Origin of the sequence: Streptomyces solincola, assembly GCF_002982015.1 — a bacterium.
Classification (GTDB): Bacteria; Actinomycetota; Actinomycetes; order Streptomycetales; family Streptomycetaceae; genus Streptomyces; species Streptomyces solincola.
Map to the genome: position 1 here is coordinate 1 of NZ_PVLV01000136.1, position 12,405 is coordinate 12,405.

13 protein-coding genes are annotated in these 12,405 nt (G+C 74.5%); 9 read left to right on the forward strand and 4 right to left on the reverse strand.

Going from position 1 to position 12,405, the window contains the following annotated elements; all coding sequences use genetic code 11:
• The coding region (locus tag C6N75_RS10920) for an SAM-dependent methyltransferase (protein ID WP_181160437.1) at window positions 1-716 on the forward strand (716 nt) is incomplete at its 5' end.
• A 107-nt stretch (window positions 717-823) separates the two neighbouring features.
• Window positions 824-1,918: an NADH-quinone oxidoreductase subunit D gene (locus C6N75_RS10925; RefSeq protein ID WP_105868682.1), complete on the forward strand. Its 1,095-nt coding sequence runs from the start codon at window positions 824-826 to the stop codon at window positions 1,916-1,918.
• Window positions 1,919-1,998: 80 nt separating this feature from the next.
• Here C6N75_RS10925 and C6N75_RS10930 read toward each other — a convergent pair whose 3' ends face one another.
• The 4 genes from C6N75_RS10930 to C6N75_RS10945 all read right to left on the reverse strand — a co-directional run bounded on the left by C6N75_RS10930 (window position 1,999) and on the right by C6N75_RS10945 (window position 6,100).
• Window positions 1,999-3,303: a coiled-coil domain-containing protein gene (locus tag C6N75_RS10930; RefSeq protein ID WP_105868674.1), complete on the reverse strand. Its 1,305-nt coding sequence runs from the start codon at window positions 3,301-3,303 to the stop codon at window positions 1,999-2,001.
• A 63-nt stretch (window positions 3,304-3,366) separates the two neighbouring features.
• Window positions 3,367-4,356, reverse strand: coding sequence for an ABC transporter substrate-binding protein (locus tag C6N75_RS10935; protein WP_105868675.1), 990 nt, complete (start codon window positions 4,354-4,356; stop codon window positions 3,367-3,369).
• Between the two features lie 142 nt (window positions 4,357-4,498).
• Window positions 4,499-5,239, reverse strand: a complete 741-nt coding sequence (locus tag C6N75_RS10940) for an ABC transporter permease (RefSeq protein ID WP_105868676.1) — start codon at window positions 5,237-5,239, stop codon at window positions 4,499-4,501.
• Between the two features lie 3 nt (window positions 5,240-5,242).
• Window positions 5,243-6,100, reverse strand: coding sequence for an ABC transporter permease (locus C6N75_RS10945; RefSeq protein ID WP_219852872.1), 858 nt, complete (start codon window positions 6,098-6,100; stop codon window positions 5,243-5,245).
• 223 nt (window positions 6,101-6,323) lie between these two features.
• Here C6N75_RS10945 and C6N75_RS10950 point away from each other — a divergent pair, with 223 nt between their 5' ends.
• The 7 genes from C6N75_RS10950 (at window position 6,324) to C6N75_RS10980 (ending at window position 12,312) form a co-directional block, all read left to right on the forward strand.
• On the forward strand, window positions 6,324-7,463 hold the full coding sequence (locus C6N75_RS10950; RefSeq protein WP_105868677.1) for an ABC transporter ATP-binding protein: 1,140 nt from the start codon (window positions 6,324-6,326) through the stop codon (window positions 7,461-7,463).
• Between the two features lie 266 nt (window positions 7,464-7,729).
• Window positions 7,730-9,208: a phosphatidylglycerol lysyltransferase domain-containing protein gene (locus C6N75_RS10955; RefSeq protein ID WP_258177344.1), complete on the forward strand. Its 1,479-nt coding sequence runs from the start codon at window positions 7,730-7,732 to the stop codon at window positions 9,206-9,208.
• A gap of 61 nt (window positions 9,209-9,269) precedes the next feature.
• Window positions 9,270-10,133 (forward strand): dihydropteroate synthase, encoded by an 864-nt coding sequence (gene folP, locus C6N75_RS10960; RefSeq protein WP_105868678.1) that lies wholly within the window; start codon window positions 9,270-9,272, stop codon window positions 10,131-10,133.
• Window positions 10,130-10,597 (forward strand): nuclear transport factor 2 family protein, encoded by a 468-nt coding sequence (locus tag C6N75_RS10965; protein WP_256107456.1) that lies wholly within the window; start codon window positions 10,130-10,132, stop codon window positions 10,595-10,597. The genes folP and C6N75_RS10965 overlap by 4 nt, the downstream gene beginning before the upstream one ends.
• Before the next feature lie 202 nt (window positions 10,598-10,799).
• A complete protein-coding gene (gene folB / locus C6N75_RS10970; RefSeq protein WP_105868679.1) occupies window positions 10,800-11,159 on the forward strand; it encodes a dihydroneopterin aldolase in 360 nt (119 codons plus the stop codon).
• Window positions 11,156-11,755 carry a 2-amino-4-hydroxy-6-hydroxymethyldihydropteridine diphosphokinase gene (gene folK, locus C6N75_RS10975; RefSeq protein ID WP_105868680.1) on the forward strand — a complete coding sequence of 200 codons (600 nt, stop codon included), beginning with the start codon at window positions 11,156-11,158 and terminating at the stop codon, window positions 11,753-11,755. Before folB ends, folK begins: the two co-directional genes overlap by 4 nt.
• Before the next feature lie 77 nt (window positions 11,756-11,832).
• Window positions 11,833-12,312, forward strand: a complete 480-nt coding sequence (locus C6N75_RS10980; protein WP_105868681.1) for a DUF3180 domain-containing protein — start codon at window positions 11,833-11,835, stop codon at window positions 12,310-12,312.
• Window positions 12,313-12,405: the final 93 nt, after the last annotated feature.

The window sequence follows — 12,405 nt, forward strand, 5'->3', positions numbered from 1 at the left end:
CACCCGGGAGTCGAGGCCGGCCGGCCGGCCTCGACTCCCGGGTGGAGTGGACGGATGCCGTCCCGCAGGGGGTGCGCGGTCTGCTGTTCGCCAACGAGTGGCTGGACGACGTCCCGGTGGAGGTGGCCGAGGCCGACGCCGACGGCACCGCCCGGTACGTGGAGGTGGCGCACGACGGCCGCGAGCGCCTGGCCGCCCCGGTGGCGGGCGCGGACGCCGCCTGGCTGGCCCGCTGGTGGCCGCTGTCCGAGCCGGGTGAGCGCGCCGAGATCGGCCGCCCCCGGGACGCGGCCTGGGCGGCGGCGGTCGGCTCGGTGGCGGCGGGCCTCGCGGTGGCGGTCGACTACGGGCACCTGGCCGGGGCGCGGCCGCCGTTCGGCACGCTCACCGGCTTCCGGGAGGGCCGCGAGGTGGCGCCGGTCCCGGACGGGCGGTGCGACCTGACCGCGCATGTGGCGCTGGACGCCTGCGCGGCCGCGGCCGCCGCCCCCGGGCTCCCGGACCCCGAGCTGCTCACCCAGCGGGAGATGCTGCACCGACTGGGGGTACGGGGGTCCCGGCCGCCGCTGTCCCTGGCCTCGGCCGACCCGGCGGCGTACGTCCGGGCGCTCGCCGGGGCGGGCGAGGCCGCCGAGCTGACCGCGCGCGGCGGGCTCGGCGACTTCACCTGGCTCCTCCAGCGTGTCGGTACCGACGGGGGATACTGGCGGGCATGACGCAGCGCACTGAGCCGGGAGTGACACCGGAGGCCACGCCGGGAGCGCCGCCCGGGGCGGTCCGGGAGACCACCGTCGGCGTCGGCGGGGCGGCGGAGAGCACCGACATGGTGCTCAACATCGGGCCGCAGCACCCCTCCACGCACGGCGTGCTGCGGCTGCGCCTGGTGCTGGACGGCGAGCTGATCCGCGAGGTCGAACCGGTCGTCGGCTATATGCACCGGGGCGCGGAGAAGCTGTTCGAGGCCCGCGACTACCGGCAGATCATCATGCTCGCCAACCGGCACGACTGGCTGTCGGCGTTCTCCAACGAGCTGGGCGTGGTGATGGCCGTCGAGCGGATGCTCGGCATGGAGGTCCCCGAACGCGCGGTGTGGACGCGGACGCTGCTGGCCGAGCTGAACCGGGTGCTCAACCACCTGATGTTCCTCGGCTCCTATCCCCTCGAACTGGGCGGCATCACCCCGATCTTCCACGCCTTCCGGGAGCGGGAGGACCTCCAGCACGTGATGGAGGAGCTCTCCGGCGGCCGGATGCACTACATGTTCAACCGGGTCGGCGGGCTGAAGGAGGACCTGCCCGCCGGCTGGCTCGGCCGGGCGAGGGCGGCGGTCGCCGAGGTGCGCTCGCGCATGGACGTCTACGACAAGCTGGTCCTCGGCAACGAGATCTTCCGGGGCCGGACCAGGGGCGTCGGCGTCCTGTCGCCGCAGACCGTGCACGCGTACGGGGTGAGCGGGCCGATCGCCCGCGCCTCGGGCGTCGACTTCGACCTGCGCCGCGACGAGCCGTACCTGGCGTACGGGCAGCTGGCCGACGTGCTGGAGGTGGTGGTGCGCGAGGAGGGCGACTGCCTGGCCCGCTTCGAGTGCCTGCTGCGCCAGACCCACAACTCCCTCGCGCTGGCCGACGCCTGCCTGGACCGGATCGCGGAGCTGCCGCCCGGACCGATCAACCAGCGGCTGCCGAAGGTCCTCAAGGCACCCGAGGGCCACACCTACGCCTGGACCGAGAACCCCCTCGGCATCAACGGCTACTACCTGGTCTCCAAGGGCGAGAAGACCCCCTACCGCCTCAAGCTGCGCTCCGCCTCGTTCAACAACATCCAGGCCCTGACCGAACTGCTCCCCGGCACCCTGGTCGCCGACATGGTCGCCATCCTCGGCTCGTTCTTCTTCGTCGTCGGCGACATCGACAAGTAGCCCCGGGCCACAAGCCTGGGCCCGCCCCGGGTCGGCCCAGGTCGGTCCCGGGGTCGACCCCGAGGGCCGGTCCGGACGGGTCAGCCCGCCGCGTTGCGGCGGAGGCCGGCCAGGTCGATCTGCTCGGTCTCGTCGTGCGCGGTGAGGTCGATGACCTCGCCGACGGCCCGCCGCTCGGTCGCGCGCCGCGCCTGGTGGTGCGCCAGCGCCTCCTCCCCGACGACGTCCGCGAGATCCTCGTCCTCCCCCACGGGCCCGGCAGCCGTCGAGGGCGCGGATCCGGCGCCCGCCGGGGACGCGGCGGCGTCCGTCACGCGGCTGTCCGCCCCCTGCCGGCCGCCTGTCCCCCGGCCGAGCGCCGCCCGGACCGGAGCGGCGCCGTTCACCGACGCGGCGCCGTTCGCGGACGCGGCGTCATTCGCGGGGGCGGCGCCGTCCATATGCGGGGCGTCGTCCGCGTGCGGGGCGTCGTCGCCATCGTGGGTCGCGGGGGCCGCGGACCGGTCGCGGGCGGAGTCCGGGTCGCCGTCGCCGTCGGGGCCCGGGCCGGTGCCGAAGAAGTCGAAGCCGCCCTGGAGGCGCTGGACGCTGCGGCGCGGGCCGGGCGGGGGGATGGCGGCGGCCGGCGGGACGGGTGTCATCCCACCGCCGGGGCCACCGCCGGGGCCGTCGCCGCCGGGGCCGTCGCCCTGGGCGGCGGAGGCTCCGTGCTCGCCGAAGGGAGCGGCGCCCTTCACGGCCGGTACGCCCGCGGCCGGTACGCCCGGGCGGGGCGCCGCGGCGGCCAGGGTGCGCCGGGCCTGCTGCATGGTCGCGTTGCGGGTCAGCTCGGCCAGCGCCCGGGCGGCCTGGAGGTACGCGCCCTGGGTGGGCGTGGACGGCGAGACCGGAAGGGCCGGGCGGCCCGCCGCGGTGACGCCGCCGGGGGCGGCCACCTCCAGCGCGAGCTGCCGCCGCCCCTCCAGGGCGCTGGCACGTTCGGTCTCCGCGGTGGCGTACCGCCGCAGCAGCTCGGCGTGCTCGTTGCGCAGCGCCGCCAACTCGATGCGCTTGGTGCGCAGTTTGGCGTCCAGCTTGCCGCGCAGCTCGCGGGATTCCTCCAGGTCCGACTCCAGTTCGGCCACCCGCTCCTCGGACCGCCACTGGTCCCCGGCGCGGGCCCGGGTCAGCTCGGCGACGCGGCGGCCGGCGGCCCGGTCCCAGGTGCGGGTCAGGACCGCGCCGGCCACCGCCGAGACCGCCGCCGCCGCGGCCAGCAGCCGCAGGACCAGCGGATCGGTCGGCAGCCAGGCGACCGCGGCGCTGAGGACGGCCGCTCCCGCCACCGCGCTGGGCGGCAGAAGCCTGTGCAGGGGCGGGGAATGGCGGTGGCGTCCACGTGGCATGGCCTGGAACTTACCCTGCGTAGGCGGCGAAAGACACGTCCGCAGGGGAAAGTTCAGGGCTCGTCACGAGCCGCCGAGCAGACCCTTCTCCTCCAGGTAGGCCTTGGCGACATCGGCCGGCTTGGCGCGCTCGGCGTCCACCTTCCGGTTGAGTTCGACCAGGTCGTCCGTGGTGAGGGCGGTGGATATCTTCTTCAGTGCCGCGGCTATCTCGTCCGAACCGGCGTCCTTGGCGTTCACCACCGGCAGTACGTTGTCGGCGTTCTGGAGCTTCTTGTCGTCCTCCAGCAGCACCAGGCCGAACTGCTCAAGGGTGGCGTCGGTGGTCGTGGTCAGCACCAACTGGTCGGTGCCGTCCTTCACCGCCTGCTTGGCCTGCGGCGTACCGACGCCCTTGGGATCGATGCCGGCCACGTCGATGCCGTACGCCTTCTTCAGACCCGGCGCGCAGAACGGGCGGATCGCGCATTCGTCACCGGCCGCGATCCTGACCTTCAGCTTGGCCGCGCCGAGGTCGGACAGCGTCTTGAGCTTGTTCTTCTCCGCGTATTCCTTGGTCACCGCGAAGGCGTTCTGGTCGACCGCCTCGCCGGCCGGCAGCACCTTCAGTCCGCGCGGTTCGGCGAGCTTCTCCAACGCGTCCACGGTGGCGTTCACATCGCTGGAGGCGACCGGCTTCTCCTGGGCCTGCTTCGGCCCGTTCGCCTTGGCGTTGAGGAATTCCGCGAGAGTCGCCGCGTATTCGGGGACGACGTCGATGTCGCCCTTCTCCAGCGCCGGCTCGTAGAGTTCGCGGTTCTCCACGGTCTTGATGGAGGTGCTGTATCCGGCGTCCTTGAGGACCTGGGCGTACAGCTCGGCCAGCACGTTGGCCTCGGTGAAGCCGGCCGAGCCGACGACCAGCGAGCCCTTGGCGCCGCCCCCGCCCGACGAGCCCGACGCCCCGCCGGAGGAATCGCGGTCCTCCAGGCTGTCGCCGCCGCAGGCGGCCAGTCCACCGGTCAGGGCGAGCACGCCCAGCGCCGCTCCCGCCACCCGTGCGGTTCTGCTCATGTCGTTGTTCTCCGTCTCGTCCGGTGTCTCGTGAGCTGTGTCGTCAGGTGTGTCGTCAGCTGTGTCGGTGCGCCGTGGGGTGCGGCGGCCGCGCCGCCGCCGGACCGCCCTGTCGTGCGACCGCTCCGGCCTCGGTCCGGGCTCAGGCCGCCGCCTTCGCCGGGGCCGCGGGCGCGCCGCCCGGGGCGCCGGCGGCCGGGCCGGCCGGCCGGGTGCGGCGGGTGGCCCGCATCGGGTCGCACAGCCGCCCCGCCAGCACCAGCAGGCCCTCGACGACCAACGCCAGCGCGCCCACCACGAGCGCGCCCGCGACCACCTGCCCGGTGTCGCTGGTGTTGAACCCGGCCGTGATGATCCGGCCGAGGCCGCCGCCGCCGGCTATCGCGGCCAGCGTCGCGGTGGCGATCACCTGCACGGTGGCCGAGCGCAGCCCGGTGAGCACCAGCGGGTACGCCAGCGGGAGTTCGACCCGGCGGAACACCTGGCCGCCCGACATCCCCATGCCGCGGGCCGCCTCGATGACCGAGCGGTCCACCTCCCGCATCCCGACATAGGCGTTGGTCAGCAGCGGCGGCACCGCGAACAGCACCAGCGCGATGATCGTCGGCAGGTCGCCCTGCTTGCCGAGCGGGGTGAGCGTCAGCAGCACCAGCACCGCCAGGGTCGGCACCGCCCGGCCGACGTTGGAGACGTTGACCGCGAGCGCCCCGCCGCGGCCGATGTGGCCCAGCCACAGCGCCAGCGGGAGGGCGATCAGGCAGGAGACCAGCAGGCACACCCCGCTGAACCACAGGTGCTCGACCAGCCGGGCGGTCACCCCGCTCTCGCCCTGCCAGTTGGCCCCGGTCGTCAGCCACGTCCAGGCATCGGCCACCGCGCCCATCGCTCAGCCCGCCTCCTTGCGTATTCGGGGCCCGCCCGCCGCCGGGCTCTGCCCGCCGCCGGCCGGAGCACCGGCCGTCCCGGCGCCGGCCACCGCGGCGCCGCCCGCCGGAGCGCCGCCCACCGGGGCGGCGACGGGATCGCCCGCCGTCCGCGCCGGCTTCGGCGCCCCCGGCCCCCTCGTCGCCTTCGGCGTCCTCGGCGTCCTCGTCCACGGGGTGAGCAGCCGCTGGAGCCCCAGCAGCAGCAGGTCCGCCACGACCGCCAGCAGCACGCACAGCACCGACGCGGTCAGCACCTGCGCCTTGAAGTAGCTCTTGAGTCCGGTGGTGATCAGGGTGCCCAGGCCGCCGTAGTCCACCAGCGCGCCGACCGTGGTCAGCGCCACCGTGGAGACCGTGGCCATCCGCACCCCGGCCAGCACCGCGGGCAGCGCCAGCGGGAGTTCGACCTCCCACAGCAGCCTGGCCGGGCCGTACCCCATGCCGCGCGCCGCCTCCCGGGCCTCGGCCGGCACCGCGGCGAGACCGGCCAGGATGTTGCGCACCAGAATGGTCAGCGAGTACAGCACCAGCCCGGTGACGACCAGGGCGGCCGACAGCCCGAACAGCGGCAGCAGCAGCGAGAACATGGCCAGCGAGGGAATCGCGTACAGCACCGTCGTCAGCCCGAGCACCGGCGCGGCGAACCGCGGCCGGGCCCGCACCAGCAGCGCCAGCGGGAAGGCGACGGCCAGCCCCAGCAGCACCGACACCACCGTGATCCAGACGTGCTGGAGCGTGGCGTCGGTCAGCTCCTGGCCGCGCGAGCTGAGGTACTCGCCGCAGATCCACGCGTTGGCCACCAGGCAACCGGTGCCCATCCGCCCCACCTCCCCCGTACGTCGTCAGGCGTGCCGTGCCCCGGCCCCTCCCTGCTCGGACCGGGGCTCGGAGTCGCGGTTCGCGCCGCAGTTCGAGCCGTCACCGACCCTAACCCCCGCCACTGACAATCAACGATGCCCGTCCCGTGACCCGCCACACCCTGGAAACACGGCCTTCACACACGGCGGGTTCGAACGCCGCGCGGCGGGCGACAATGGCCGCATGATCCGATTCGAGCACGTCACGAAGCGGTACGCCGACGGCACCACCGCCGTGGACGACCTGTCGTTCGAAGTGGCCGAGGGCGAACTGGTCACGCTCGTCGGCCCGTCCGGCTGCGGCAAGACCACCACCATGAAGATGGTCAACCGGCTGATCGAACCGACCGAGGGCCGCATCGAGGTCGACGGGCGCGACATCGCCGCCGAGGACCCGGTCGAGCTGCGCCGCCGGATCGGCTACGTCATCCAGCAGGTCGGCCTCTTCCCGCACCGGACCGTGCTGGACAACACCGCCACCGTCCCCCACCTGCTCGGCGTCAAGCGCGCCACCGCCCGCACCCGCGCCGCCGAACTCCTCGAACTGGTCGGCCTGGACCCGTCGGTGCACGGCGACCGCTACCCCCACCAGCTCTCCGGGGGCCAGCGCCAGCGCGTCGGCGTCGCCCGCGCGCTCGCCGCCGACCCGCCCGTGCTGCTGATGGACGAGCCGTTCGGCGCGGTAGACCCGGTGGTCCGCGAGCATCTGCAGAACGAGTTCCTGCGCCTCCAGTCCGAGATGCGCAAGACCGTGCTCTTCGTCACCCACGACATCGAGGAGGCCGTCCGGCTGGGCGACCGGATCGCGGTCTACGGGGAGGGGCGGATCGAGCAGTTCGACGCCCCCGCCACCGTGCTCGGCGCCCCCGCCTCCCCCTACGTCGCCGACTTCGTGGGCGCGGACCGCGGCCTGAAGCGGCTGTCGGTCACCCCCATCGAGCCGGGCGACCTGGAGAGCCCGCCGGTCGTCCACCTCGACGACGCGCTCCCCCGCGACCTGGGCGCCCGCTGGGCGGTCGTGCTGGACGGCGACGACCAGTTGCACGGCTGGATATCCGCCGAGCAGGCCGCACTCGGCGGCTCGGTGCGGGAACACGCCCGCCGGATGGAAGCCTGGCTTCCGGTCGGCGCCTCGCTGAAGCAGGCGTTCGCCACCATGCTCCAGCACGACGCCGGCTGGATCGCGGTCCTCGACCCCGCCGGGCGGAACCGCTTCCTCGGCGTACTCACCCCGGCCCGGCTGCACGAGGCGCTGCGCCGCTCCACCGCCGCCGACGCCCAGGCCATCGCCCGCGCCGAAGCGGACGTGCAGACCGTCGCCTGACCTGACCCGCATCTGACCTGACCCGCACCGGACCCGGACCCGCACCCGACCCCGTACGCCGGAACAGGCGCGGCCCCGACCCCGTACGCCGGAACAGGCGCACGCCGACCCCGTCCGCCTCCGCACACCCCCGTACGGCTCCGTATACCGGCCGGTACCGGTATGTCCGCCCCCGTTCGGCGTCCGGCGATGAACCTGGCGCTCGCCGCGCCCGTCCTACAGGGCGCACGCCCTCGCGGGACCCTTGTCAGAGCACGGGAAGAACCATGTCAGTCACGGTGAGAACGGCAGGCACGGGCCGCGAGTTCGCCGCCCTGCCCGACCCGCGCAGCCGGTGGCGCGCTCTCGCCAACTTCGTGCTGATGGGCGCGGGCTCGCTGGCCCTGGGTCTGGCGATCGTCAGCGCCCACCCCGGCAGGACGGTCGGCGACCCCAGCCTCAGCGAGCGGCTGGAGCACGTGCTGTACGGCCTGTTCGGCGCCGAGGGGCCGGTGGGCTACCGCGGCGGCGTGGGCTGGACGGTCGGCTACAGCCTCGGCGCGCTCGGGCTGCTCACCGCCGTCACGACCATCTACCTCGCCTTCCGCCCCGAGCACCCGGTGGCCCGGCTCACCGCCGACGACGAGCAGCGGCTGCGCGCCCTGCTGGAGCGGCACGGCGGCCGCGACTCGCTGGGGCACTTCGCGCTGCGCCGGGACAAGGCCGTGGTCTTCTCGCCCAGCGGCAAGGCCGCCGTCTGCTACCGGGTGGTGGGCGGCGTCATGCTCGCCAGCGGCGACCCCATCGGCGACGTCGAGGCGTGGCCCGGGGCGATCGAGCGGTTCATGGACGAGGCCACCGCGCACTCCTGGACGCCCGCGGTGATGGGCTGCTCGGAGACCGGCGGCGAGGTGTGGACCCGGGAGACCGGGCTGGACGCGCTGGAGCTCGGCGACGAGGCGGTGGTGGACGTCGCGGATTTCTCGCTCAGCGGGCGCGCCATGCGCAACGTCCGCCAGATGGTCAAGCGGATCGAGCGGGCCGGCTACCGGACCCGGGTGCGGCGGGTCCGCGACCTCACCGACGGTGAACTGGACCGGATACGCCGTGCCGCGGACGACTGGCGCGGCACCGGCACCGAGCGCGGCTTCTCCATGGCGCTGGGGCGCATCGGCGACCCCGGGGACGGCGACGCGGTCATCGCCACCGCCCACCGCGACCCGGCCGGCGACACGGACGGCGGTGGCGGCGGGGACGGAGCCGTCGCCGGCTCCCCCTACGGCGATCTGAAGGCGATCATCCACTTCGTGCCGTGGGGGGCGGACGGCATGTCGCTGGAGCTGATGCGGCGCGACCGCTCGGCCGACCCGGGGATGAACGAACTGCTGATCACCGCCGCCCTACAGGCCGCGCCCGCCCTCGGTGTACGCCGGGTCTCGCTGAACTTCGCCATGTTCCGCTCGGCGCTGGCCCGCGGCGAGCGGCTCGGCGCGGGACCGGTGCTGCGGCTCTGGCGCGGACTGCTGGTGTTCCTCTCCCGGTGGTTCCAGATCGAGTCGCTGTACAAGTTCAACGCCAAGTTCCGGCCGCGCTGGGAGCCGCGCTTCGTGGTCTACCGCAGCAGCCGCGACCTGCCCCGGATCGGACTGGCCGCGATGCGCGCGGAGGGCTTCGTCAGCGTCGCGCTGCCCCGCCCGCTGGCCCGGCGCCGCCCCGCCGCCCCCTGCGCCCACCGGGACGCCGCGCACGAGATGCGCGCCGCGTGACCCGCCGTACGCCCTCCGGGTCCGCGCGGTCCGGCCCCGCGGGCGGTTCTAGGCTGTGCCCATGACTATCTCGCGTGGACGGGGCGCACCCCGGGGGCTGCCGGAGTGGGACCGCTGTGCGGTCATGGGCGTCGTCAACGTGACCCCCGACTCCTTCTCCGACGGCGGCCGATGGTTCGACACCACCGCCGCCGTCAAGCACGGTCTGGAGCTGGTCGCCCAGGGCGCCGACCTGGTCGACGTGGGCGGCGAGTCCACCCGTCCCGGCGCCAGCCGCGTCGACGAGGACGAGGAACTGCGCCGCGTGCTGCCCGTCGTCCGGGGCCTCGCCGCCGAAGGGGTCGTCGTCTCCGTCGACACCATGCGCGCCTCCGTCGCCCGCCAGGCCGTCGAAGCAGGCGCGAAACTGGTCAACGACGTCTCCGGCGGCGCCGCCGACCCCGGGATGATCCCCGCGGTCGCCGCCGCGGAGGTGCCGTTCGTCGTCATGCACTGGCGGGGCCATAGCGACGGCATGAACAGCCTCGCCGTCTACGGCGACGTCGTCCGCGAGGTCGCCGGCGAGCTGCGCCGGCGCATGGACGCGGTCGTCTCCGGCGGCATCGCGCCCGAGCGGGTCGTCATCGACCCCGGCCTCGGCTTCGCCAAGACCGCCGAGCACGACCTCGCCCTCCTCGGCCACCTCGCCGAGCTGCGCGCCCTGGGCCGCCCGCTGCTCGTCGCTGCCTCCCGCAAGCGCTTCCTCGGCCGGGTGCTGGCCCGCGACGGCGGGGCCACCGTGCCGCCCGCCCGCGAACGCGACGCCGCCACCGCGGCGGTTTCCGCCATCGCCGCCCACGAGGGCGCCTGGGCGGTCCGCGTGCACGAGGTCCGGGCCACCGCCGACGCGGTACGGGTCGCCCGCGCCGTCGAGGCCGCCCGGTGAGCGGCGGCGGCGCCGGAACCGACACCGAGGCCGTCGAACAGGCCAACACCGCCTTCTACGAGGCGATGGAACGCGGCGACTTCGACACCCTCTCCGACCTGTGGCTGGACGCGTCCCACGGCGAGATCTCCTGTGTGCACCCCGGCTGGCCGGTGCTCACCGGCCGCGGCGAGGTCCTGCGCTCGTACGCCCTGATCATGGCGAACACCGAGTACATCCAGTTCTTCCTCACCGACGTGCGGGTCTCGGTGGCCGGCGACACCGCCGTGGCCACCTGCACCGAGAACATCCTCAGCGGCGGACCCGCCGAGGAGGGCGACGACCTCGGGCCGCTCGTCGGCCAGCTCGTGGTCGCCACCAATGTGTTCCGCCGCACACCCGACGGCTGGCGGGTCTGGTCCCACCACGGCTCCCCCGTGCTGGCCGAAACCGGCGACGAGGACGCCGAAGACACCGGCTCCTAGCGGGTATGGGAGTACCGAGGGGACGACGGACGGCGGCCCGACGCCCGCCCGGCCGCCGGCCCTCCACCAGGCGACCGGACGGCCCCCGCGGGGACCGTGCGCCGTCCCCCTCGGCGCCCGCAGGTAGATTCGGGGAGTGGCACCGGGGCCGACCGCACCCGGCGCGGTGCCCACCGGACCAACGACAGCAGGAGTGATTCGCGTGGATCGTGTCGCGCTGCGCGGCCTCAAGGCCCGCGGGCACCATGGCGTCTTCCCCAGGGAGCGTGAAGAGGGCCAGACGTTCATCGTCGACCTGGTGCTCGGACTCGACACCCGGCCCGCCGCCGCAGACGACGACCTGGCGAAGACCGTGCACTACGGGGTCGTGGCGGAGGAGGTCGTGGACGTCGTCCAGGGCGAACCGGTCGACCTGATCGAGACGCTCGCCGAGCGCATCGCCCAGCAGTGCCTCAAGCACGAAGGCGTCCAGGAGGTGGAGGTCGTCGTCCACAAGCCGGACGCCCCCATCACCGTCCCCTTCGACGACGTGACCATCACCATCACCCGGAGCCGCGCATGAACCTCACGCCCAGCGACCCCACCGTCCAGCCGGTGCCCGCCGCCGTGACGGCCCAGGTCGACGCCGCCGACTCCACGCTCAGCAACCCCCGCCGCGCGGTCATCGCGCTCGGCGCGAACCTGGGCAACCGCCTGGAGACGCTCCAGGGTGCCATCGACGCGCTGGAGGACACCCCCGGCGTACGCGTCAAAGCCGTCTCGCCGGTCTACGAGACCGAGCCCTGGGGCGTCGACCCGGCCTCCCAGCCCGCCTACCTCAACGCCGTCATCGTGGTGAAGACCACCCTGCCCCCGGCCTCCCTCCTCGAACGCGCGCACGCCGTCGAGGAGGCCTTCCACCGGGTGCGCGAGGAGCACTGGGGGCCGCGCACCATCGACGTCGACATCGTGTCGTACGCCGACGTGGTCTCCGACGACCCCGTCCTCACCCTGCCCCACCCCCGCGCCCACCAGCGGGCCTTCGTCCTCGCCCCCTGGCACGACGTCGACCCCGAGGCCCAGCTCCCCGGCGTCGGCGCCATCGCCGGCCTGCTCGCCGGCGTCGGCCGCGAGGGCATCGCCCCGCGCGGCGACCTGGAACTGCGGCTGCCCGAGTAGCGTTGGACTGATCGACACGGGCCGGTCGGCCGACCGCCCGGCCCAGGCCACGCCCACGACCAGACGAGGGACCACCGGTGAAGCAACTGCGGCTGAAGGTACTGGTCGGCGTGTTCGTCGTCGCCGGAGTCCTGGCCTGGGCCGCGGCCCGGCTCTGGGAGTCGTTCGGCACCCTGCCGAGCGTCCCCCTCGCCGCCCCGATCGTGCTGGCCGTGATCGCGGTCGTCCTGGTCGCCACCGCCCTGTCGATCCGCTCCCGGCTGCTCGCGCAGCGCGAGCGCCGGCCGGACGCCAAGGGCGTGGAGCCCATGATGGCCGCCCGGGCCGTGGTCTTCGGCCAGGCCAGCGCGCTGGTCGCGGCCCTGGCCGGCGGGGCCTACGGCGGCGCCGGCGTCTTCCTGCTCGGCTCCCTGGACATCCCGGCCCGCCGCGACCAGGCGATCTACGCCGGCTTCTCCGTCCTGGCCGCCGCGGCCGTCATCGCCGCCGCCTTCTTCCTCGAGCGCGTCTGCAAGCTCCCCGAGGACGAGGACGACACCGCCGCCCCGGCGGCCTGAGGGCTCGGGCCGCCTGAGGGCTCGGGCCGCCGGGATCGGGTCGCCGCCGGCGCGGCCTAGCGGGCCAGTATTAGGCTCATCGCCTCGTGGCGG

Coding starts and splice junctions, on each gene's coding strand:
- C6N75_RS10925 (WP_105868682.1), top strand. CDS start 824: ATGGTGCTCAACATCGGGCCGCAGCACCCCTCCACGCACGGCGTGCTG.
- C6N75_RS10930 (WP_105868674.1), bottom strand. CDS start 3,303: ATGCCACGTGGACGCCACCGCCATTCCCCGCCCCTGCACAGGCTTCTG.
- C6N75_RS10935 (WP_105868675.1), bottom strand. CDS start 4,356: ATGAGCAGAACCGCACGGGTGGCGGGAGCGGCGCTGGGCGTGCTCGCC.
- C6N75_RS10940 (WP_105868676.1), bottom strand. CDS start 5,239: ATGGGCGCGGTGGCCGATGCCTGGACGTGGCTGACGACCGGGGCCAAC.
- C6N75_RS10945 (WP_219852872.1), bottom strand. CDS start 6,100: ATGGGCACCGGTTGCCTGGTGGCCAACGCGTGGATCTGCGGCGAGTAC.
- C6N75_RS10950 (WP_105868677.1), top strand. CDS start 6,324: ATGATCCGATTCGAGCACGTCACGAAGCGGTACGCCGACGGCACCACC.
- C6N75_RS10955 (WP_258177344.1), top strand. CDS start 7,730: ATGTCAGTCACGGTGAGAACGGCAGGCACGGGCCGCGAGTTCGCCGCC.
- folP (WP_105868678.1), top strand. CDS start 9,270: ATGACTATCTCGCGTGGACGGGGCGCACCCCGGGGGCTGCCGGAGTGG.
- folK (WP_105868680.1), top strand. CDS start 11,156: ATGAACCTCACGCCCAGCGACCCCACCGTCCAGCCGGTGCCCGCCGCC.